Consider the following 19,157-nt stretch of genomic DNA (forward strand, 5'->3'; position numbering starts at 1 on the left):
TTCATGCAGTGGATGCGCGGGCCATCCGTGGCCCGCAGCGTGACGCTGTTTCCGTTACAGCTTGTAGCTGAAGCCGAGCAGCACGGTGCGGCCCCAGGTGTCGTATTCCAGCGGCATCACGATAGGCTCGTTGTCGGCAAGCGTGGCGTACTGCACCGTGGCATCCGGCGCGTTCGACAGGTTGTTCACCTGCAGCAAGATCGACAGGCCGTTGAACGAGCCCTGGGTGAAGTCGTATTCCAGCTGCAGGTCGGTCTGCCGGTTCGCCAGGATCTTGGTGTAGCCGAGCTGGTCGAACAGCGCCACCGCCTCGCCGGTGAACGAAGAGCGGTAGCGCTGCGCGATGCGCGCGGAGAAGCCGTTGCGCTCGTAGTACAGCGTGATGTTGCCCACCTTGTGCGACAGGCCGGGCAGCGTCTTGGGGCCGCCGGGAATCGACGAGATGGAGCTGGTAGGAATGGTGCTGTTGGTCAGCGAGTAGTTGATCTGCGCGCCAAACCCTTCCAGCACGGGCGTGAGCAGGCCCCCTTCCAGCGCGCCGGCCAGCTCCAGGCCGTTCATCGAACCGCCCGTGCCGTTCTCCGGCGTGGTGAACGAGCCGTAGTTGCTGGTCGGCGTCAGCGTGGGCGTGTTGTTGATGTAGCCGCTGAAGTCGTAGTCGAGGACGGTCTTGTTGTAGATGTAGTTGAGCAGGTTCTTCTTGAACACCGCCACCGACACGTAGCTGGCCTTGCCGAAATACTTCTCCCACGAGAGGTCGGTGCCCACCGCCACGTAGGGCTTCAGCTTGGGATTGCCGCCGCTGCCCGACCACACCACCTGGCCCGCCTGCGGGCCTTCCGTGATCTTGGCCACGCTGGCGGAGGAAGAAACCTTCTCGTCGTCGATGCGGCCACGCGTCATGGTCTTGGCCAGGCCGAAGCGCAGGTCTTGGCTGTCGCTCAACTGGACGACCAGGTTGAGGCTGGGCAACACGTTGTTGTACGAGGTCCCGCCGTGGATCGCACCGACCAGCGCGCCATTGCCGTCGGTCTGCAGCGCGTCGGTGGACTGATCCGTGTGCACGAACTGCACGCCCACGTTGCCGCGCAGCGGAATGCCGTCCAGATCCGTGTCGATGTTGAACTTGGCATAGGCCAGCGGCACCTTCTCCTCGATGCTGTAGTTGCGGCTCCAGTCGCCCGCGCCGTTCTCCGGCGTGAGGTAGAACTGGCTGTACATCGCGCCCAGCACGTCGTAGTTGAGGACGCCGGGAATGCCGCCGTAGCCCAGCGAGGTCGGGTTGTACAGCCACGCGGAATTGACCGGCGTGCCCATCGCGGACTGATAGGTGTCGTCGGTATTGCCGTTGCCGTTCAACCACGCGAAGTTCACGTCGGCATGCTTGGTCTTGGTGCGATCGGAATAGTCGAAACCCAGATCCATGCTGCTGAAGATCCAGCCCAGCGGATGGCTCACCTGCAGGCGCAGCGCGTGGATGCGGTCGTACTGGCTGTCGAATTCCTCGCGGCCGTTGTAGCCGTAGTCGGCCGGGTCGGTGAACACCGCGCTGGATGGATCGGCCAGGTTCGCGTCCGGGCTGAAATCGGGGAAACCCTGGCCTGTCGGGATGTTGAAGCCGACGCTGGCGAGGCCGCCGTTGGCAAGGCCGGCGAACAGGTAGGCGTCGTGCAGCTTCACCCGCGCCGAGGACGTGGACAGATCCAGCGAGGTCGTCCAGTCGCCGAGGTAGAGCTTGTTGTTCCAGCCGATCGAATACAGCTTGTCGTGCTCCTTGGTGTATTCGTTCTGCAGGATGGGCGCGATGCCGCTCATGGTGCCCGAGGTCGCCACGGGCAGCGGCGAGCCCGGCGAGGTGCCGACGTCGGAATAGGAAATGCCGCCGTAGGGCGGGCCGTAGACGTTGCTGTTCCACTGCACGCCGTTGTTGAACGCGCGCTTGTCGAAGGTGGAGTAGTACGCGTCCAGCTTGGAGTAGTACACCTCGTTCGGCGCCCACTCCACCACCGCCATCAGGCCGTTGCGCTTCTCGTCCTGCGATTGCGAGCGCAGTTGCATGCCCTGCAACGCGTTCACGTTGTCCGGCATGCCGGGCACGGTGGGTGCGCCCCAGTTCTGATCCATGCCGGTGCTGCCGTTGTCCGAGCCCCACCACCACGACTGGTACTGCTTGCGCTGGGTTGGTTCGGCGAGCTGGGCGAAGCCGATGGCGACGCCCAGCGTGTGGTCGAAGAACTGGTCGATGTAGGAGAAGCTGGCGCGGTGGCCACTGGTGCCCGTGCCGGTGCCGGGATTGAGGCTGCCGTTGGTGTTGTGGTCGCCGCGCAGGTTGAACACCATCGTGCGCTTGGAAAGATCCAGCGGATTGATGGTCTGCAGATCCACCGTACCGGCCAGGCCTTGGCCGATCACGCTGGCGTCCGGCGTCTTGTACACCGTGGCGCCGTTGATCAGCTCGGACGGGTACTGGTCGTACTCCACGCCGCGGTTCTCGCCGATCGTGGCCTGCTCGCGGCCGTTCAGCGTGGTGCCGGCGAAATCCGGCGACAGGCCGCGGATCGAGATCGCGCTGGCCTGGCCGTTCACGCGCTGCGTGGCCAGGCCGGGCAGGCGCGCCAGGCTGTCGGCGATGCTCACGTCGGGCAGCTTGCCGATGTCCTCGGCGGAGATGGCCTCGACGATGTCGTCGGAATTCCGCTTGGTGTCCAGCGCGCTCTGGATGCTGCTGCTGATGCCGTTCACCACCACGGCGCCGAGCTGGCTGGCCTCGATCTTCTTCTGTTTGTCGGCCTTGGATTCCGTTTTCGCGTTTTTCTGGGTGGCCGGATTCGGCTGTGCCTGCCCCGGCGATGGCTGGCCCGACGCGTCCTGCGCCAGCGCCACGGCGCCCGGCGCGACGAACAGCCACGCGGCGGCGCACGCCACGACCAGCCTGCGCCGCTGCAAGGCGGCGCCATTCCCGACCCATGCCCGATTTTGTCGACGATTCATCCGCATTTCCTCCCCGAAGTGGCTCTTGTTGTTGTCATCCCCCTGCCACGCCTCGCAGCGTGCACGACGCCATGTGAAGGAAACGGCCCGCCCCTGCCGGGTCGCACCCACGCGACGCTGCACGCGAGCATCCACGATCTTCACCCGCATGCGCAAACCATCCGGCGCGCCGTGTCGCACGCATCACGAAAACGGCCCTCGCGGGCCGTCGGTCGTCGTGCTTCGCCGGTCAGTGGCGCGAGGCCACCGCCTCCTCCGGCCGCGGCTTGAGGCCGTCGCGGAAGCGCAGGTAGCGCGAGGAATGCCGCGCCTCGCGCAGGCGGCGGCCGTGCGCGGCGAGGATGTCGCCACGGGTGAGGAAACCGACCAGCTTGTGCGGGTCGTCCCTGCTCACCACGAGCAGCCTGCCCACGCCTTCGGCCACCATGTGGTCGGCGGCTTCGCGCAGCGAGTTGTCCTCGGTTACCGCCACCGGCGCCCGCGTCACCAGCTCGCCCAGGCTCAGCGTGTAGTGCCATTGCGGATCGAGCAGGCTGCGGCGGGTGAGCACGCCCTTCACGCGGCCCTGCTCGTCCACCACCGGGTAGCCCTGGTGCAGGGTTTCCGGCGTGCCCTCGATGAACCAGTGGCGCACCTCGGCCAGCGCCTGCGTGGTCTTCAGCGTCACCACGTTGCGCGCGCAGGCGTCGCCCACCGCCACCTGGTCGAGGTAGTCGGCCGCGTATTCGGCGGGCACGCGCACGCCGCGGCGGGCGATCTTCTCGGTCATGATGGTGTTGCGCATCATCAGCGCGGAGATCAGGTAGGCCGCGGTGCAGCCGCCCAGCAGCGGCAGCAGGCCGGCCGGCTGCGCGGTGGTCTCGAACGCGAACACCACCGCGGTGAGCAGCGCACGCGAGGCGCCGGCGAAGATCGCCGCCATGCCCACCAGCGCGGCGATGCGCGGGTCGACGCCGAAGTGCGGCGCCAGCGCGGCCACGGCGATGCCCATCATCGCGCCCAGCGCGCCGCCGATGGTGAACAGCGGCGCCAGCGTGCCGCCGGAGGTGCCGCTGCCCAGCGAGATCGACCAGGACAGGGATTTCATCACGCACAAGAAGGCCAGCGCCGCCAGCGTCAGCCGGCCGTTCACGATGTCCTCGATGTTGGTGTAGCCCACGCCCAGCGTCAGCGGCGCGAAGTAGCCGATCACGCCCACAACCACGCCGCCGATCGCCGGCCACCACATCCAGTGGATCGGCAGCTTCTCGAACCAGTCCTCGATGCCGTAGACGATGCGCGTCGTCCACACGCTGATCAGGCCGACCACCGCGCCGACCAGCACGTAGGTGGCCAGCGCCCAGCCGCCGGGCGAGGCCAGCACCGGCATCGCGAACACCGGCGCGGTGCCCATCAGCACGTAGCGCATGCCGGTGGCGGCCACGCAGGCCAGCGCCACCGGGATCAGCGAGCGCGGGCGCAGCTCGAACAGCAGCAGTTCCACCGCCAGCACCACCGCCGCGATGGGCGAGGAGAAGATCGCCGACATGCCCGCCGCCGCGCCCGCCGCCAGCAGCACCTTGCGCTCGCTGCCGGTGACCTTCATCACCTGGCCCACGAACGAGCCCAATGCGCCGCCGGTGGCGATGATCGGGCCTTCCGCGCCGAACGGGCCGCCGGTGCCGATGGCGATCGCCGAGGAGATCGGCTTCAGGAAGGTGATGCGCGGCGGGATCTTCGATTCGTTGAGCAGCACCTGCTCCATCGCCTCGGGGATGCCGTGGCCGCGGATCGCGCGCGAACCCCAGCGCGCCATGAAACCCACGACCACGCCGCCCAACGCGGGAATCAGCACCACCCACCAGCCCAGGTGCGGCACCGCGTCGGCGGGCGAGGAGAACGCGGTGGAGACGCGGCCGTAGAACACCAGGTTGGTGATCAGGCCGATCAGCATGGTGAGGATCTTCGCGACCAGCGCCGCGCCGATGCCCAGCACCACCGACACCGCGGTGATGCGCAGCACGCGGCGATCCACCAGGGTGGAGCGGCGCGGCATCTTCGCCGCGTCCAGCGTCACGCCCAGCGCGGGCGACAGCGGCAGCGCGTCGGTGCTGCCTTCGGTGCGCACGTCTGCATGGCCGGGAGGATGGTCAGCCGGAGAGGTCATGGAAGGATCCGTCACGACTCAAAGGCGGAAATTCTACGCCGCAACCCTTGTGAACCGAAGCGGCAGGATATTGCGGAAGCCGGTCGACCCGTCGGCGATGGACATCCAGACGGCCGGCGCCGGAAGGAAAGCGGCCACTCGCTCACCTTCCGCGCCGCGCCTGCTTCAGTGATGCAGCATGCCCAGCATCATGCCGCCGAACACCAGCGCCAATACGACACCGATCGCCACGAAGATCACCGTGCACAGAAGCTGCACCAGGCACGCCTTGCCGTAACCGATCTGGCTGCCGTCCTTCGCCAGCAGCAACAGGTTGATGACCAGTGCGCCCACCAGGAACTGCGCCACCCAGGACAGCATGCTGCCCGCGCCGCCGTGAAGAACCAGCGCCACCACCCACTTCGCCAGCCACGACGCCACCACCACGCCCAGCGCCCGCGCGAAGTCCGGCATGTGCCCCACCACCAGCCGGTACGCCAGGCTCAGCACCAGCGCCGAAACCAGCACGCCAGCCACGACCATGAGCAGGCCGAACACCAGGCCAAAGCCCGCCAACGCCCCAAACATCGAAATCCCAAGCATGTGCTCCCCCTTGCCATCGATGAATCGCTACGGCCCCTTGCGCGTGGCGTCCGGCGCAGCGTAGCTGATGACGCCATGCAAGCGGCCTTCCGCGCAACGGCGCGCCGCATGGCAACGAAGGTCGCCGGGCAGGCCCGCCCCCCCGCGAAAGCAAGCGCTGCGGCCCGGAACCGCCGCCTGCCCCATACTCCCCGCCGCGGCCCGCATTCCGGGCATGGCAAACCCTTCGGACCGCCTTTGCGCCCGATCCGCGACTTGTCGCTCGTTTATGTAGTACAAATAGCACCTGCAGCCGCGAAACGCGCGGCCGGGTCAGGGAGAACAGGCATGGTGAAACCCGTCGTGGTGCGCAACCTGCACGGCCAGGTGGTGCAGGAACTGGGCCGGCTGATCGTCGGCGGCGAGATCGCGCCCGGCGAGAACCTGCCGCGCGAGGAGCTGCTGGCCGAGCGCATGAAGGTGAGCCGCACCGCGCTGCGCGAGGCGATGAAGGTGCTGTCGGCCAAGGGCTTGATCGAGTCGCGCCAGAAGACCGGCACCCGCGTGCGCGACACCGTGCACTGGAACCAGCTCGACGCCGACGTGCTGGCCTGGCGCTGCGCCTCCATGCCCACCGAGGATTTCGTGGAGAAGCTGGCCGAGATGCGCGAGATCATCGAGCCCGCCGCCGCCGCCGCCGCCGCGCGGCGGCGCAGTCCCGAGCAGCTCGCCCGCATCGAAGCCGCCTACGCGGGCATGGATGCGGCCACCAACCGCGAGCAGTGGACCGAGGCCGACCTCGCCTTCCACGAAGCGGTGCTGCACGCCACCGACAACGAACTGATGATCTCGCTGTTCTCGGTGGTGGAGACGGCGCTGGGCAGCTACTTCGTGCTGTCCGCGCGCAAGGCCGCCGACTTCAAGTACTCGCTGCCGCACCACAAGAAGGTGCTGGATGCGATCCGCCGCCGCCAGCCGGAAGTGGCGCGCGCGGCGATGCAGAAGACGGTGAGCGACTCGCGCAGCAACATCCGCCGCCATTCGAGGAAAACCTGACGCCGATGGGCGGCCTGATCGCACTCGACTGGGGCACCAGCAGCCTGCGTGCGTTCCGCTTCGACGGAGCGGGCCGGCTCGGGGAAACGCGCGCGCGCCCCTGGGGCATCCGCCACCTGCCGGAAGGCGGCTGCGACGCCGCGCTGGCCGGCGTCACCGCCGGCTGGCCCGCGCTGCCGCGGCTGGCCTGCGGCATGGTGGGCAGCCGCAACGGCTGGCGCGAGATGCCCTACCTCGATCTTCCCGCAGGCGCCGCGCAACTCGGCGATGCGCTCGGCGCCGTACGCGCCGCCGACGGCATGGACGTCCACCTGGTTCCCGGCCTGCGCGACCCGCGCGGCCCCGACCTGATGCGCGGCGAGGAGACCCAGCTGATCGGCGCGCTGGCATTGCGGCCCGAACTGGGCGCGACCTGCACCTTCATCCTGCCCGGTACGCACAGCAAGTGGGCCGTGGTGCGCGACGGCGCGGTGTGCGGCTTCCGCACCCTGATGACCGGCGAGCTGTTCGCGGTGCTGCGGCAACACTCCATCCTCGGCGCCACCAGCGCCGCAGCCGCCGACGATGCGGACGCCTTCGCCCGTGGCGTCGCCAGCGCGCGCGACAGCAGCGCGGCCGGTGCGCTGAGCCGGCTGTTCTCCGCCCGCGCGCTGATGCTGGACGGCGCGCTGGCGCCCGCGTCGGTGCCCGACTATCTCTCCGGCCTGCTGATCGGCGAGGAGTTCCGCGCCGCGCTGGCCGATGGCCTCGCCCGCCGCGACGCGCCGCTGCAACTGATCGGTGACACCGCCCTGTGCGAACGCTATCGCCGCGCCGCCGCGTTGTTCGACGTCGAACTTCCGCCGCCCATCCCCGATGCCGCCGCGCATGGCCTGTGGCGACTGGCGGCGCAAGCCGGCCTCATCCGCTCCAGGGAATCCCGCGCATGCTGATGCCATGGCTCCGACCCTTGCCGCTGGTGGCGATCCTGCGCGGCCTCGTGCCCGATGAAGCCGTGGCCACCGGCCGCGCCATCGTCGAGGCCGGTTTCCGCGTGCTGGAAGTGCCGCTCAACTCGCCGCAGCCGTTCGACAGCATCGCCCTGCTCGCCGGGGCGCTGGGCGACGTCGTGCTGGTAGGCGCGGGCACGGTGATGACGCCCGCCCATGTGGAAGCCGTGGCGAACGCGGGCGGCCGGCTGGTCGTGATGCCGCATGCGGACACCACGGTGATCCGCGCCGCCAAGGCCGCCGGCCTGCTCTGCGTGCCCGGCGTGGCCACGCCCACCGAGGCCTTCGCCGCGCTCGCCGCCGGCGCGGATGGCCTCAAGCTGTTCCCCGCCGAGCAGTCTTCGCCCGCCGTGCTCAAGGCCTGGCGCGCGGTGCTGCCGCGCGACGTGCCGGTGCTGCCGGTAGGCGGCATCGCGCCCGACTCCATGGCGCCGTGGATCGCCGCGGGCGCCAGCGGCTTCGGCATCGGCTCGGCGCTGTTCGCGCCGGGTCGCAGCCTCGACGACACCACGCAACGCGCCCGCGCCTTCGCGCAGGTATGGCATACCTTGGACAAACACGCATGAAGATCACCAAGCTCACCGTCTACCAGGTGCCGCCGCGCTGGCTGTTCCTGCGCATCGACACCGACGCCGGCATCAGCGGCTGGGGCGAGCCGGTGGTCGAGGGACGCGCGCATACCGTGGCCGCCGCCGTGGAGGAACTGGCCGACTACCTGGTCGGCAAGGATCCGCGCCACATCGAGGATCACTGGAGCGTGCTCTACCGCGGCGGCTTCTACCGCGGCGGCCCGGTGCTGATGAGCGCGATCGCCGGCATCGACCAGGCGCTGTGGGACATCAAGGGCAAGGATCTCGGCAAGCCGGTGCACGAGCTGCTCGGCGGCCCGGTGCGCGAGCGCATCCGCGTGTACTCGTGGATCGGCGGCGACCGCCCGGCCGATACGGCCAAGGCGGCGCAGGACGCCGTGGCGCGCGGCTTCACCGCGGTGAAGATGAACGCCACCGAGGAACTGCAATACGTCGATACCTACGACAAGGTGGAGCGCGTGCTGGAGAACGTGCAGGCGATCCGCGATGCGGTGGGCCCGCACGTCGGCATCGGCGTGGATTTCCACGGCCGCGTGCACAAGCCGATGGCCAAGGTGCTGATGCGCGAACTGGCCCCGTTCAAGCTGATGTTCATCGAGGAACCGGTGCTCTCCGAGTACCTGGAGTGCATCCCCGAACTGGCCGCGATCTCGCCTGCGCCCATCGCGCTGGGCGAACGGCTGTACTCGCGCTACGACTTCAAGCGCGTGCTGCAGACCGGCGGCGTGGACATCATCCAGCCCGATCCCTCGCACGCGGGCGGCATCACCGAGACGCGCAAGATCGCCGCGATGGCCGAGGCCTGGGACGTGGGGCTGGCGCTGCACTGCCCGCTCGGCCCGATCGCGCTGGCCGCCAACCTGCAGCTGGACGCGGTGTGCCACAACGCCTTCATCCAGGAACAGAGCCTGGGCATCCACTACAACGCCAGCAACGACCTGCTCGACTACGTCACCGACCGCAACGTGTTCGCCTATGCCGACGGCTACGTGGAAATCCCGAAGGGGCCGGGCCTGGGCATCGAAGTGAACGAGGCCTACGTGGCCGAGCGCGCCAAGGTGGGCCACCAGTGGCACAACCCGGTGTGGCGCCACGCCGACGGCAGCGTGGCGGAGTGGTGAGCGCGATGGCCGGCCGCTACGCCAGCTACCCCAGCCTGCGCGAGCGCAGCGTGCTGGTCACCGGCGGCGCCAGCGGCATCGGCGCCTCCTTCGTCGAACATTTCGCGCGGCAGGGCGCCAGGGTGGCCTTCCTCGACGTGGACGAGGCCGGCGCGCAATCCGTGCTCGACGGCTTGAAGGACGCGACGCACGCGCCGCTGTTCCTGCGCTGCGACCTCACCGACCTCGATGCGCTGCATGCGGCCATCGGCGCGGCCCGCGCGCACGTCGGCCCCATCGCCGTGCTGGTCAACAACGCCGCCAACGACGTGCGCCATGCGCTGGCCGAGGTGGACGCCGCAGCGTTCGAGCGCAACGTGGCGGTGAACCTGCGCCACCAGGTGTTCGCCACGCAGGCGGTGATCCCCGACATGCGGCAGCTCGGCGGCGGCTCCATCGTCTGCCTCGGCTCCACCGGCTGGATGAAGAAGAACGCCGGCTACCCGCTGTACGCGATGGCCAAGGCCGCCGTGCACGGCTTCGTCAACGGCATGGCGCGCGAGCTGGGCCAGCAGCGCATCCGCATCAACGCGCTGGTGCCCGGCTGGGCGATCACCGGGAAGCAGCGTGCGCTGTGGCTGGATGCCGAGGGCGAGGCCGAGATCGCGCGCGTGCAGTGCCTGCCCGGCTACCTGATGGCCGAGGACCTGGCGCGCATGGCGCTGTTCCTCGCCGCCAACGACAGCCGCATGTGCACCGGGCAATCCTTCATCGTGGACGGCGGCTGGGTGTGAGCGCGCCGATGCAGGCCGTGCTCGATGCGCGCAACACGCTGGGCGAAGGCATCGTGTGGTGCGCGCGCGCGCAGGCGCTGTACTGGACGGACATCCATGCTTCCACGCTGTGGCGCCACGCGCCGGCCAGCGGCGAGACGCGGCAATGGCGCCTGCCCGAGCGCCTCGCTTCGTTCGCGCTGTGCGAGGCGGACGGCTGGCTGCTGCTGGCGCTGGCCTCCAGGCTGGCGTTCTTCCGGCTCGTCGATGGCATGCTGCATACATTGCACGACATCGAGCCCGGCCTGCCCACGCGCTGCAACGACGGCGCCTGCGACCGCCAGGGCCGTTTCGTGTTCGGCACCCTGCACGAGCCCGCCGACAGCGGCGCGAAGCAACCCATCGCCGGCTTCTGGCGCCTGAATGCCGACCTCGTGCTGGAAAAGCTGCCGCTGGAAGGCGTGGCGATCAGCAACAGCCTCGCCTTCAGCCCCGACGGCGGCACGCTGTACTACTGCGACTCGCTGACGCGCACGATCCGCTGCTGCGACTACGCCGACACGGTTTCCAACCCGCGCGATTTCGCCGATGTGCGCGGCACCGCGGGCGAGCCGGACGGCTCCTGCGTCGATGCCGAGGGTGGCCTGTGGAACGCGCAATGGGGCCTGGGCCGCGTGGTGCGCTACCGCGCCGACGGCAGCGTGGATCGCATCCTGCCGCTGCCCACGCGCCAGCCCACCCGCCCCGCCTTCGGCGGCGCCGCGCTGGACACGCTCTATGTCACCAGCGCCCGCGACGGCCTGGACGCCGAGGCGTTGGCGAACGAGCCGCTGGCCGGCGCGCTGTTCGCCGCGCGGGTGGGCCTGCGCGGACTGCACGAACCATTCTTTGCAGGCAGGCCGCCGGTAGGCGACACTCCATGACTACGGACGACGACCTGACTCGTCATTCCGGCGCAGGCCGGAATCCAGTGACTTTGCACTTCATGCAGACGGGCACTGGATCCCGGCCTTCGCCGGGATGACGGCAAAAACAAGCCGCACGCACGCCATCCCACGGGGAGAATTTGATGAGCAGCATCACCAGCGCACAGCCCGCCGCGAGGCACAGCAAGACCACCGCCATCTTCGTCTGCATCCTCGCCGCGCTGGCGGGCCTGATGTTCGGCCTGGACATCGGCGTGATCTCCGGCGCGCAGCAGTTCCTGCAGAAGGACTTCGGCATCAGCGACGACACCCTCGGCTGGATCGTCAGCATCATGATGCTCGGCGCCGCGCTGGGCGCGCTGGTGGCGGGCTGGCTGTCCAGCCAGCTGGGCCGCAAGCGCACGATGATCCTCGGCGCCGTGCTGTTTGTCGGCGGCTCGCTGCTGTGCGGCGTGGCGCCGACGCCGGAAGTGCTGCTCGCCGGCCGCCTGGTGCTGGGCGTCGCCATCGGCCTGGCCAGCTTCACCGCGCCGCTGTATCTCGCCGAGGTCGCGCCGGAATCCATCCGCGGCGCGATGATCTCGATGTACCAGCTGATGATCACCATCGGCATCCTGGTCGCCTTCCTCTCCGACACCGCGCTCAGCTACTCGGGCAACTGGCGCTGGATGCTGGGCGTGATCGCGATCCCCGGCGCGCTGTTCCTGCTCGGCGTGGCCTTCCTGCCGGAAAGCCCGCGCTGGCTGCTGATGAAGGGCCGCCAGGGCGAGGCCGAGCAGGTGCTGGAGAAGCTGCTCGGCAACCGCGACGCCATCGCCAAGGAAGTCGGCGAGATCAAGGAACAGCTCAAGACGCCGCAGCGCGGCGTGGGCATGTTCTTCGAGAACGCCAACTTCCGCCGCTCGGTGGGGCTGGGCGTGCTGCTGCAGGTGATGCAGCAGCTCACCGGCATGAACGTGGTGATGTATTACGCGCCGCGCATCTTCCAGGGCATGGGCTACGACACCGAGTCGCAGATGTGGTTCACCGCCATCGTGGGCTTGGTCAACGTGCTGGCCACCTTCATCGCCATCGGCCTGGTGGATCGGCTGGGCCGCAAGCCCATCCTCTACGTCGGCTTCGTGGTGATGGCGATCGGCCTCGGCGTGGTCGGCACCATGATGAAGCTGGGCATCCATACGCACGGCGAGCAGTTCTTCACCGTGGGCATGCTGCTGGTGTTCATCGTGGGCTTCGCGATGTCGGCCGGCCCGCTGATCTGGACGCTGTGCTCGGAGATCCAGCCGCTCAAGGGCCGCGACTTCGGCATCGGCTGCTCCACCTTCACCAACTGGGTGGCGAACTGGCTGGTCGGCCTCTCGTTCCTGCCGCTGCTCAACGGTATCGGCCAGGCCGAGACGTTCTGGCTGTACGGCGCCTTCAACGTGGTGTTCGTCGCGCTCACCGTGTGGCTGGTGCCGGAGACCAAGGGCGTCACGCTGGAGCAGATCGAGCGCAACCTGATGGCCGGCAAGCCGCTGCGCCAGATCGGGCAGTAACCGCGCCCGCCGTGACGGCCGCCGCAACGGCGGTCGTCACGCGGCTGTGGAGCGTCGCGTCTGCCACACGTAGACCGGCAACCCCAGCACCAGCAGGACCAGGTTCCAGTACGCCGCATCCGCACCCGCGCCGACCACGGCCCAGACCGAAAAGCCGAACGCCGCGCAGGCGAGCACGGGATCGCGCCGCGGCACCGGACGGCCTTCGCGGTACGCCAGCACCACGTCCGCCATCGCGGAGAACAGGTAGGCGACCACGTTGCTCAGGGTGGTCAGCAGCACCATGAAGGTGAACATGCCGACCATGCCGCGGGTGTAGTTCGCCAGCACCAGCAGGCTGTTGACCACCGCGGCGACCAGCAGCGCCGGCACCGGCGCGCCGCGCCGCGATTCGCGCGCGAAGAACCGGGGGAACAGGCCGTCCTGCGCCACCGCCTGCGGGAACTGCCCCGCGATCAGCGTCCAGCCGTTGAGCGCGCCGAAACAGGAGATCGCCGCAGCACCGGCGATCAGCCAGCTCGCCCAGCCGCCCCACAGGAACTGCCCCGCGTCGGCGAACGGCGCCTGCGACTTCGCCAGCACCGGCGCGGGCAACATGCCCATCACCGCCGTGGTGCAGGCCACGTAGATCAGCGCCGCGATCAGGGTGCCCAGCAGGGTGGCGCGCGGGATGGTCTTCTCCGGATCGCGCACGTGCCCCGCCGGGATCGTGGCGCACTCCACGCCCACGAAGGCGAACAGCGTCGCCGTCATGCTGACGTTGATGGCGTTCCACGGCGAGCCGGCGTCCTTGCCCGGCGCCAGCAGGTGCGGATCGAAGTGCGCCAGGCCGAACAGCGCCAGCGCCAGCAGCGGCACGATCTTCAGCAGCGTGGTCGCCACCTGCACCACGCCCGCGCTGCGCACGCCGGCCATGTTCACCAGCGTGGCCACCCAGATCGCCGCCAGCGCGGCCAGCGCGCCGAACAGCGGGCTGGCGCCCACCGCCGGCACGAAGCTGGAGAGGTAGCTGGCGAACGCCACCGCGATCGCCGCGTTGCCGCCGATCGTCGAGAACCAGTAGACCCACGCCACCAGGAAACCGACGCAGTCGCCGAAGGCCTCGCGGCTGTACGCATACGGCCCGCCGGCACGCGGCGCGCGCCGGGCGAGGCGGTAGAACACGCCGGCCAGCAGCAGCGCGCCGGCAGCGCTGAGCAGCCAGCCGAGCAGGCTGTAGCCGCCGTAGGGCGCCAGCGTGGCGGGCAGCATGAACACGCCCGAGCCGATCATGTTGCCCAGCACCAGCGCCGTGGCGGCGGCCAGTCCGATCTGACGTCTGCTTGCGCTCATGGTCGATGGCCGCCTGTTGGGAAGTCTGGCTTTGCCTGTCATTCCGGCGCAGGCCGGAGGCGTTCCACAACCGCGAAGCTGGTCATCCAGTAACGACACGCCCGTTCAAACTATATGGTCACTGGATTCCGGCCTGCGCCGGAATGACGAACAGAAAGCTGGTTGTTCCGACCAGTCGTCAGGTCTACTACCTGATGTCGTCCCGGTTCCCGAGCAGCAACAGGTAGCTCGCGGCCGACCAGCTGAAGTTCTGCGACTGGTAGCCGTTGCCGGTCAGCGGATCGTAGTTCTCGCGGAACGTCGCCTGCCCTGCCGCCAGCCCCTTCGCGGCCAGCACCAGCCGGCGCGCCATCGCGTCGGCCTCGGCGCGGTAGCCGTAGCGCCGCAGCGCCTCGACGCCGAACAGCGACTGATCCATCCACACCGGCCCGCGCCAGTAGCCCTTGATCGGCGCGAAATGCGGATCGTCCGCGGCCAGCGTGGGAAACGGCATCGCGGTGGCGAACTTGCGCGCGTCCATCATCGTCTTCTCGACCGCGGCGGCCTGCGCGGGCGTCGCCACGCCGGCCCATAGCGGCGCCCAGCCTTCCGAACCGTACACGCGCACCAGGCCGGAACCGTCGAGCTTCGCGTCGAAGAACCAGCCCAGCTTCGCGTCGTACATGCGCGACCGGATCGCGGATTCCATCGCGGCGGCCTGCTTGCGCCACGTCGACGCGTCCTGCGGCTTGCCCAGCACGTCGGCGATCCGCGCCAGCTCCGTCGCCTCGCGGTAGAGGTAGGCGTTGAGGTCGACCGACTCCTGATCCATCGACCAGGCGTGTTCGCCGTTCTTCAGCATGGCGACATGGTCGAAGCGCACGGCGTTGTCCATGCCGCTCTCCCACGCCGCCGCGATGCGCGTGCCGTCGGTGGAGCCGTACTCGGCGAGGCCGTCGCGGTCGTGGTCGCGCGCCGCGAACCACCAGCGGTGGTAGCGCACCAGCCTGTCGTACATCGCGGCAAGGAAGGCGCGGTCGCCGGTGGCGCGGTACACCTGCATCACCGCCCAGGTCGCCAGCGGCGGCTTGCTGTCGCGCCAGTTGTCGTCGGCGCGATGGAGGAACACGCAATCGGGCAGCATGCCGTCGGCGGCCTGGTAGTCGAACATCGCGCGGATCTGCGCGCGGGCGAGTTCCGGCGCGAACCAGGCCAGCGCCGCCGCGTGCTTCCACGAATCCCAGGCCCAGAAGCCGTTGAAGTCGGGGTTGGAATACGAAGGCACCACGCCGTCGTGGCGCAGGTCGCCGCGCGCCGCGCGCCAGTTGCCGAGCAGGGTGACCACCGCCTTCGCGGCCACGCGGCGCGCCACCTCGTCCGGCAGGCCGGGTAGATGGCTGCCGGCGACGGCCTTCAGGTAGCCCGCCCAGCGCGCGCGATTGGCCTCCCACGCGTGCGCGTAGTCGATGGCCGGCGGCTCTACGTTCGCGTCGTAGCGCAGCGTCTGCACCGCGTAGAGCGTGACGGTCTTGCCGGCTTCGAGATGCAGCGGCTTGTCCAGCGCGATGCGGTAGTCGTCGCCCGACACGCTGGCGTGATCCGCACTCGCGCCATCCGCATGCAGTTGCGTGGTGAGCGTGGAAGGCGAGCCGGCGAAATTCTGCGCCACGGCATCGCCATCGGCGACGAGACGGCTTCCGGGCAGCGGCATCGCACGGCCGGCGATCGCCAGCTCCACGTCACGCGCCTTGCCCGCGCTCAACTCGATGCGCACCAGCGCATGCCAGGAATCGGCGAAGAACAGCGTCTGCCGCACGCTCAGGCCATCCGCCGCGAACGTGCGTTCCAGCGCTCCCGGCACGGCATGGCTCGCCGTTTCCTTGAGATCGACGTCGTCCCTTCCGCGCGCATCGCGCAGGGCCAATGCGGCAAAGCGCACTCCGGCCCACTGCCCCGTGCCGAGGCTGTGCACGAAGGGGCCGGAGAAACCCGTGCCCGCGTCGCCGGTGCGCGGCAGGCTGTAGCCCTGCCACGCGCCCATGTCGAAGAAGATGTTGAAGCCGCGATCCGCCGCCGTGCGCGGCGTGCCGTGAAAGTCGAGCAGATCCTGGTATTGCGCGGCGTGTCTGGATGCCGATGCGGCGTGCGCACCAGACGCTGCGGCCATGGCCGCGGCGAGGATCATCTGTCTGATGAGTGAACGCATGGAACCGTGTCTCCGCATGAGGATGCTGGTTATCGCTCCCTTCCCTGCGCGCGGCAGAAGTGTCGCCTGCGACCTGCCCGGGACAATGGGCATTTGGCTCGTCATCCCGGCGCAGGCCGGGGATCCAGTGGCGACAACGCTCATTCAAACTGTACGGCTACTGGATTCCGGCCTGCGCCGGAATGACGAGCAAACTTTGGAGGCATATACGATTGCCCTGTACGCGTGGGAGGGCGGCTCATGCGCTCCGTACGGCGATGGGCGTCAGAACTTGTACTTCACCTGGAAATTCACCTCGCGGCCTTCGATGGAACGCGCCAGGATCACGCCGCCGCCGCTGGCGAAGCCGAACAGGCGCGCGTTGCCTTCGGTGATGCCGATCTGGTTGGTCATGTTGGTGCCGCGCAAGGTCAGCATCCACTTCTGGCCGACGTTGGCGATGGCGCCGAAGCTGAGGTCGTAGTAGCTGCCCATCGGCTGCTGCTGCAGCTGGTCGCTGTAGCGGTCGCCTATGTGCTCGTAGGTGGCCCAGAATTTCATGCTGCCCCAGCGGGTCGGGAACTCGTAGGCCGGCGTCACGCGGTACTGCACCTCGGGCTGGCGATCCACCGTCATGCCGGAGATGCTGCTGCACTGGTAGCTGCCGTCCTGCGCCTGGTACGGCACGCAGCCGGCGTAGTTGTTGTAGTGGCCGTGCATGTAGTTGCCGCTGAGCGCCAGCGAGAAGTGCTCGAATGGCTTGACCATCACCTGCGCGTTGACGCCGTTGGTCATCGAGCCGTAGACCAGGTTGACCTGCCCGCCGCTCAGGTCGATGGAGTACGGCACGCCGAGGAACTGGCGGTGGTACACGCCGATGTCCGCGTAGATCCACGGCGCCTGGTACTTGAAACCCATCTCGTAGTTGTGGATGCGCTCGATGGGCGGGCTGTCCAGGTTCACGATGTCGTCGAAGCTGGGCAGGAACGCGCCGTTGTTGATGCGGCCGTACACGCTCATGTTGTCGGCCAGCTCGTAGTTGGCGCCCACCGTCCACGAGGCCGCGCTGCGCGTGCCTTGCGGATGGCTCCAGTCGTCGATCAGGTACTCGGCGTTGTTGTTGTAGACGGTGTACGGGTTGGCGTCGAGGTCGCCCGACGCGGTGTTCTGGAAGCGGCCGCCGATGTCGTCGTGCTGCCAGCGCACGCCGCCGTCGAAGCGCCACTTGCCCAGCGTCCATTCGTCGGCGAGATAGAACGCGGTGGTGGTGGCGTGCCAGCTCTCGTTGAACGCCATCCACGACGACGGGCCGGGCGCCCAGAACAGGCCCTGCTTGTCGGTGAGCTGGTAGGTGTTGGTGCCGTCGGTGTAGCTCACCGCGATCGGCGCCGGGTTGTTCTTCGCCTGCAGCAGCATGTTGAGGCCGTCGGCCTCGGAGTGATCCTCGCCGTACACCGCGGTGTAGTTGCCCAGGGTCAGCGTGTTGCCCTCGAACAGCTCCTTGCTCACGCGGAACTCGTTGGTGGCCGAGGTGATGTGCTTGTGGATGAACTCCGGGTTCTGCACCGTGACGTTCTGGTTCAGATCGGCCGGCTTGCCGCTGTCGGTATAGGTGGCCGTGGCGGTGAGGCCGGCGGGCAGGCCGAAGTCGGAGACGGACTGGTTGATGAAATCGCCCAGCGTGGTGGGGTTGGCGCCGGTGCTGTAGAACGCCGTGGTGTCCATGTCGCCGCCGACGAAGATGACCTTGTCGGAGAGCGACCAGCCGTTCTCGAAATCGAGGTCGAGGTTGGCGCCGAACACGTGCACGTCGCCGCCCTGGCCGTTGGCCATGTCGATGTTGACGCCGCCGGGCTTGCACCCGCTGGTGAAGCAGGGCGTGGTCTCGAGGAACTGGTAGCGGTCGGCGTTGCTGCCGAAGGTGCCGGTGAGCGGATCGAAGCCCGGGTAGGCCGAGAACTTGCCCGCCGACGGGTTGTAGATCGGCGTGTCGGTGACCCACTGGTTCTTGTCCTTGAGGTCGCGCACGTAGAACATCAGCGAGCCGTGCTCAAGGTCATGGCTCAGCGTGGCGGTGAGCTGGCCGCCCTTGTCCGAGGGAAACTGCGGGTCGCGCACGCCGTCGGACTTGCGCCAGAAGCCGCCCACGCTGCCGTACCAGCCGCTGTCGGCGCCGCCGATCGGGAAGCCGTAGAAGCCGTCCAGCCGCACCATGCCTTCCGAGCCGTAGGTGATGCCGACGTCGCCGCCGGGCGTCGAGGAGCCTTCCTTCAGGATGAAGTTGGCGATCAGGCCGGGCTGGCCGTTGCCGTACAGCACCGAGGTGCCGCCCTGCACCGCCTCCACGCGGTCGATGGTGTCGTCGAGGCGGAACATCGCGTCGGTGAAGTAATCCCACTTGGGGAACAGAGGCGAGCCGTTCATCTGCAGCGTCACGAAGGGCGCGCCGCTGTCCGACGGGAAGCCGGCCACCTCGATGTTCGCGCCGGTTTCGCCGCCGGAGGATTCGGGATACACGCCAGGCGACATCTTCAGCAGGTCGGCCGTGCTGACCGGGTTGAGCTCCTTGATCTGCTCGCTGGTGGCCGTGGTGATCGAGTAGCTGGCGTCGATCTTGCGGATGCCGCCCACCGTAGGCGTACCGGTCACCACCACCTGATCCAGCGTCTGCGCGGACTGCGCGTTCGCGTCGGACGGCTTCTGCCTGGCCTTGTTCGCCGTTGCCGGCGCGGCCTGCGGCTGCGCGTCCTGGGCGACCGCCGCGCCCGACAGCAGCATGAGGCCGATGGCGGCCGCCAGGGCGCGCCGATTGATCCGCTGGTGCTTCTTCATCTTGATCACCCCTACCCGAACGATGGTTGTTTGTCGTGGTTTCGCGCCGACATGCCGCCGGCGGGCCGATTCCGGGCGTCCGTCGCCTCTTCTACGCGGCCGCCGGCGCGTTTTGCGCCGGCCGTGCCATGGTATAGCAATTGTTTATTCATACTACAA

13 protein-coding genes are annotated in these 19,157 nt (G+C 68.6%); 7 read left to right on the forward strand and 6 right to left on the reverse strand.

The features are described 5' to 3' along the window. Window positions 1-54 precede the first annotated feature (54 nt). The 3 genes from ACZ5Z2_RS15895 to ACZ5Z2_RS15905 form a co-directional block, all read right to left on the reverse strand. Entirely contained in the window at window positions 55-2,991 is a 2,937-nt protein-coding gene (locus ACZ5Z2_RS15895) for a TonB-dependent receptor (protein WP_464759530.1), read from the reverse strand. 229 nt (window positions 2,992-3,220) lie between these two features. After that, the gene (locus ACZ5Z2_RS15900; protein WP_464759531.1) at window positions 3,221-5,137 is read right to left on the reverse strand and encodes a chloride channel protein; all 1,917 of its coding nucleotides are present in this window, start codon (window positions 5,135-5,137) and stop codon (window positions 3,221-3,223) included. Window positions 5,138-5,302: 165 nt separating this feature from the next. Then, on the reverse strand, window positions 5,303-5,719 hold the full coding sequence (locus tag ACZ5Z2_RS15905) for a hypothetical protein (protein WP_464759532.1): 417 nt from the start codon (window positions 5,717-5,719) through the stop codon (window positions 5,303-5,305). Between the two features lie 327 nt (window positions 5,720-6,046). Here ACZ5Z2_RS15905 and ACZ5Z2_RS15910 point away from each other — a divergent pair, with 327 nt between their 5' ends. The 7 genes from ACZ5Z2_RS15910 (at window position 6,047) to ACZ5Z2_RS15940 (ending at window position 12,670) form a co-directional block, all read left to right on the forward strand. After that, the gene (locus tag ACZ5Z2_RS15910) at window positions 6,047-6,754 is read left to right on the forward strand and encodes a FadR/GntR family transcriptional regulator (protein WP_464759533.1); all 708 of its coding nucleotides are present in this window, start codon (window positions 6,047-6,049) and stop codon (window positions 6,752-6,754) included. A 5-nt stretch (window positions 6,755-6,759) separates the two neighbouring features. Then, window positions 6,760-7,686 (forward strand): 2-dehydro-3-deoxygalactonokinase, encoded by a 927-nt coding sequence (locus tag ACZ5Z2_RS15915; protein WP_464759534.1) that lies wholly within the window; start codon window positions 6,760-6,762, stop codon window positions 7,684-7,686. Next, the gene (locus ACZ5Z2_RS15920) at window positions 7,680-8,309 is read left to right on the forward strand and encodes a 2-dehydro-3-deoxy-6-phosphogalactonate aldolase (protein WP_464759535.1); all 630 of its coding nucleotides are present in this window, start codon (window positions 7,680-7,682) and stop codon (window positions 8,307-8,309) included. Before ACZ5Z2_RS15915 ends, ACZ5Z2_RS15920 begins: the two co-directional genes overlap by 7 nt. Further along, a complete protein-coding gene (gene dgoD, locus ACZ5Z2_RS15925) occupies window positions 8,306-9,454 on the forward strand; it encodes a galactonate dehydratase (protein WP_464759536.1) in 1,149 nt (382 codons plus the stop codon). Before ACZ5Z2_RS15920 ends, dgoD begins: the two co-directional genes overlap by 4 nt. Window positions 9,455-9,459: 5 nt before the next feature. After that, window positions 9,460-10,227 carry an SDR family NAD(P)-dependent oxidoreductase gene (locus ACZ5Z2_RS15930; RefSeq protein ID WP_464761728.1) on the forward strand — a complete coding sequence of 256 codons (768 nt, stop codon included), beginning with the start codon at window positions 9,460-9,462 and terminating at the stop codon, window positions 10,225-10,227. Then, window positions 10,224-11,129, forward strand: coding sequence for an SMP-30/gluconolactonase/LRE family protein (locus tag ACZ5Z2_RS15935; protein ID WP_464759537.1), 906 nt, complete (start codon window positions 10,224-10,226; stop codon window positions 11,127-11,129). The genes ACZ5Z2_RS15930 and ACZ5Z2_RS15935 overlap by 4 nt, the downstream gene beginning before the upstream one ends. A 146-nt stretch (window positions 11,130-11,275) precedes the next feature. Beyond that, entirely contained in the window at window positions 11,276-12,670 is a 1,395-nt protein-coding gene (locus ACZ5Z2_RS15940) for a sugar porter family MFS transporter (RefSeq protein ID WP_464759538.1), read from the forward strand. Between the two features lie 36 nt (window positions 12,671-12,706). On the opposite strand, the gene ACZ5Z2_RS15945 is transcribed toward ACZ5Z2_RS15940, so the two are convergent. From ACZ5Z2_RS15945 to ACZ5Z2_RS15955, 3 genes are all read right to left on the reverse strand, one after another. Further along, a complete protein-coding gene (locus ACZ5Z2_RS15945; protein WP_464759539.1) occupies window positions 12,707-14,002 on the reverse strand; it encodes an amino acid permease in 1,296 nt (431 codons plus the stop codon). A 187-nt stretch (window positions 14,003-14,189) separates the two neighbouring features. Then, window positions 14,190-16,187 carry an MGH1-like glycoside hydrolase domain-containing protein gene (locus ACZ5Z2_RS15950; protein ID WP_464759540.1) on the reverse strand — a complete coding sequence of 666 codons (1,998 nt, stop codon included), beginning with the start codon at window positions 16,185-16,187 and terminating at the stop codon, window positions 14,190-14,192. Window positions 16,188-16,451: 264 nt separating this feature from the next. Then, entirely contained in the window at window positions 16,452-18,998 is a 2,547-nt protein-coding gene (locus tag ACZ5Z2_RS15955) for a TonB-dependent receptor (protein WP_464759542.1), read from the reverse strand. Window positions 18,999-19,157 lie beyond the last annotated feature (159 nt).

It is taken from the genome of Rhodanobacter sp. G1, assembly GCF_055397855.1.

What these genes read in the sequence shown, in the direction of transcription:
- ACZ5Z2_RS15940 (WP_464759538.1), top strand. Translation starts at nt 11,276, where the DNA reads ATGAGCAGCATCACCAGCGCACAGCCCGCCGCGAGGCACAGCAAGACC.
- dgoD (WP_464759536.1), top strand. Translation starts at nt 8,306, where the DNA reads ATGAAGATCACCAAGCTCACCGTCTACCAGGTGCCGCCGCGCTGGCTG.
- ACZ5Z2_RS15905 (WP_464759532.1), bottom strand. Translation starts at nt 5,719, where the DNA reads ATGCTTGGGATTTCGATGTTTGGGGCGTTGGCGGGCTTTGGCCTGGTG.
- ACZ5Z2_RS15915 (WP_464759534.1), top strand. Translation starts at nt 6,760, where the DNA reads ATGGGCGGCCTGATCGCACTCGACTGGGGCACCAGCAGCCTGCGTGCG.
- ACZ5Z2_RS15900 (WP_464759531.1), bottom strand. Translation starts at nt 5,137, where the DNA reads ATGACCTCTCCGGCTGACCATCCTCCCGGCCATGCAGACGTGCGCACC.
- ACZ5Z2_RS15920 (WP_464759535.1), top strand. Translation starts at nt 7,680, where the DNA reads ATGCTGATGCCATGGCTCCGACCCTTGCCGCTGGTGGCGATCCTGCGC.
- ACZ5Z2_RS15910 (WP_464759533.1), top strand. Translation starts at nt 6,047, where the DNA reads ATGGTGAAACCCGTCGTGGTGCGCAACCTGCACGGCCAGGTGGTGCAG.
- ACZ5Z2_RS15930 (WP_464761728.1), top strand. Translation starts at nt 9,460, where the DNA reads ATGGCCGGCCGCTACGCCAGCTACCCCAGCCTGCGCGAGCGCAGCGTG.
- ACZ5Z2_RS15950 (WP_464759540.1), bottom strand. Translation starts at nt 16,187, where the DNA reads ATGCGTTCACTCATCAGACAGATGATCCTCGCCGCGGCCATGGCCGCA.
- ACZ5Z2_RS15955 (WP_464759542.1), bottom strand. Translation starts at nt 18,998, where the DNA reads ATGAAGAAGCACCAGCGGATCAATCGGCGCGCCCTGGCGGCCGCCATC.
- ACZ5Z2_RS15945 (WP_464759539.1), bottom strand. Translation starts at nt 14,002, where the DNA reads ATGAGCGCAAGCAGACGTCAGATCGGACTGGCCGCCGCCACGGCGCTG.
- ACZ5Z2_RS15895 (WP_464759530.1), bottom strand. Translation starts at nt 2,991, where the DNA reads ATGAATCGTCGACAAAATCGGGCATGGGTCGGGAATGGCGCCGCCTTG.